The organism is uncultured Fretibacterium sp., from assembly GCF_938040765.1.
Taxonomy (GTDB): domain Bacteria; phylum Synergistota; class Synergistia; order Synergistales; family Aminobacteriaceae; genus CAJPSE01.
Window position 1 is genome coordinate 1 of record NZ_CALIAA010000285.1, and the last position, 2,133, is coordinate 2,133.

Annotated in this window: 2 protein-coding genes and 1 other RNA gene; 1 reads left to right on the forward strand and 2 read right to left on the reverse strand. The window is 55.7% G+C overall.

Annotated elements, in window-relative coordinates:
• The coding region (locus Q0176_RS10015) for a hypothetical protein (protein WP_299302360.1) at positions 1-932 on the forward strand (932 nt) is incomplete at its 5' end.
• Positions 933-1,011: 79 nt separating this feature from the next.
• On the opposite strand, the gene Q0176_RS10020 is transcribed toward Q0176_RS10015, so the two are convergent.
• A complete protein-coding gene (locus Q0176_RS10020) occupies positions 1,012-1,719 on the reverse strand; it encodes a formate dehydrogenase accessory sulfurtransferase FdhD (RefSeq protein ID WP_299302363.1) in 708 nt (235 codons plus the stop codon).
• 79 nt (positions 1,720-1,798) lie between these two features.
• A non-coding RNA gene (ssrS, locus tag Q0176_RS10025) (6S RNA) lies at positions 1,799-1,973 on the reverse strand.
• Between the last annotated feature and the right edge of the window lie 160 nt (positions 1,974-2,133).

Below are 2,133 nucleotides of genomic sequence, written 5' to 3' on the forward strand. Positions count from 1 at the left end.
TTATATTTATCGGGTATTCCATCAATGACCCCAATATCAAATCGATCCTGCGATCCGTTGTCGGATGTCTTTCAAGTGCCAACATCGATAAGTTGAGAAATCGTTTTGTTTTTGTCGAACATGGGAAGAACGCCATTCCTGAGATCGGTCCCCATTCGATGATTATCGACGACAAGCACTTAACCATGACGAAAATCAAGCTGAGTAATTATGCCGAGCTGTATGAGGCGTTGGCTCAAAAACGTTCGACCCTTCCCGTCAAGGTTTTGCGGTTTTTGAAAAAAGAATGCTACAACTATGTTCTGACGAACAAACCAACGACGCATTTTCAGGTCGCGCCCATCGATGACGAGCGGGTTGACGAAGAAAGCCTGGCAATCGCGGTGGGAACCCTTTCTGCGTTTGCCCGTAAGGGGTTGACGGGAATCACGAGCGCGGAATGGTACCGGCATATCGTCTTGGACGATTTGTCCCACATTCCCCCGGACGAGTTGCTGGAAGTGGCTTTTCCGCATTTGCAAAAAGCCAATAACACCTTACCCTTGCACAAGCTGTTAAGTCAGGCCACAAGAGCATTCCCTGATGTAGAAGCGGCTGCGCCCCGTAATTTTAACGATCTTGTCTCCAACAGCATTGTTAAGGACAGGGAAAAGATAGTTCAAGCTCCCAACAGAAATGTGCGCGCCATATGGAAACAAGAGGGAACTCTTGAAAGGAAAACGCGACATATCGCTCATTTGTACGAACATGAAATTGAACTCGAAGCCTTGAAGGATGTGTTGGTGGAGCTCTATGCCCAATACTCCGACCCGCTGTCGGATCCCGGTATCGACAGCGGCGCAAAAAGTCATATCCGCCGCCTGATCCGCTTCTACGACTTCCTGAAATACGGACAAAAAAAGAGCCCCGGATCAGGTGAACAATTAGATTGACACCGCACCGGGACTCCTTTATGAAAACAAGCTTGGCTTGCTTATGACGAAATAAGTTTATAACGCGCATTTTTGTTTGTCAACAGTCCATCCCGTACAGGGTCATACGGTCGCCCCGCGCGAACCCGACGACCTGCAGGCGGCAGCGCGACGCCGCTTCGAGCGCCGCATCGGTCGGCGCCGAGCGCGAGACGACCATGGGGATGCCCGCGCGGATAACCTTGAGCACGAACCCCAGCGGCAGCCGGCCGCTGGTGAAGAGCATGCATCGGCCTGGGTCCGTCCCCATCAGCAGCGCTCTGCCCAGGCACTTGTCCAGCGCGTTGAAGCGCCCCAGGTCCTCGGCGAAACAGAGCGCCTCCGGCCCCCGGGCCATCAGGGCGGAGTGGACGCCGCCCGTCTCGCGGAAGAGCTCGGAGCGTGCAAGGAACGCTCGGGAGTGCTCCATCACGGTCTCGGGATCCCACTCCAGGGGCGGCAGCGGCCCCGGCTCCCGCCGCGTCACGGGCCCTGCCAGGCGGACGGATACGCTGCCCGTCCCCTCGTCGGCCTCGATATCCAGGATGTCCTCCGCCCGCTCGATATACCCCTCGGAACAGAGCCAGCCCACCGCCAGCTCGTGGGCGCCGCCGGGCAGAAACGCCTGGCGGCAGGCGACACATCCGTTGATGTGCAGGGAGAACTCCCGCTCCATCAACACGGTCTCCTCCAGCACGGATTCTTCGACGGCCGAGCGGCCGCCGGCCGTCCAGCGGGTCGCCCGCACCTTCACGCTCGTCTCCGTCATGCCTGCCCCCCTGCCGTAACGCCGTAAACAAAAAACCGGCCAGGCCGTGTAAGGCCCCACCGGTCCTTTTTTCGAAAAAGAAGTCCCCGCGAATACCGTGTCTTGAAAGTCTTGACCCGTTCCCATTAAAGTGAGGATTACCTCGTCTCAGTTCAGTCAACGTTCGGTCGTCATCCCCGACAAGGACATGCATCCTCGTGGAAATCGAGCGTTGGCTCAAGACATTATCACGATCACGAATACCGCAGGGGTTCTCGGTCTCTGACGCCATTATAGCAGATCGAGGGGCATTCTCCCCGCCGTCCTCGATTTCATTCGCCCCGTTTTTCCATGCGTCGATGCGTTTTGATACCGATGAGACGTGATTTCATGATAGATTGTTGCTATTGCTGAATTAAGGAACTTTCATTAAAA

What these genes read in the sequence shown, in the direction of transcription:
- Q0176_RS10020 (WP_299302363.1), bottom strand. Translation starts at nt 1,719, where the DNA reads ATGACGGAGACGAGCGTGAAGGTGCGGGCGACCCGCTGGACGGCCGGC.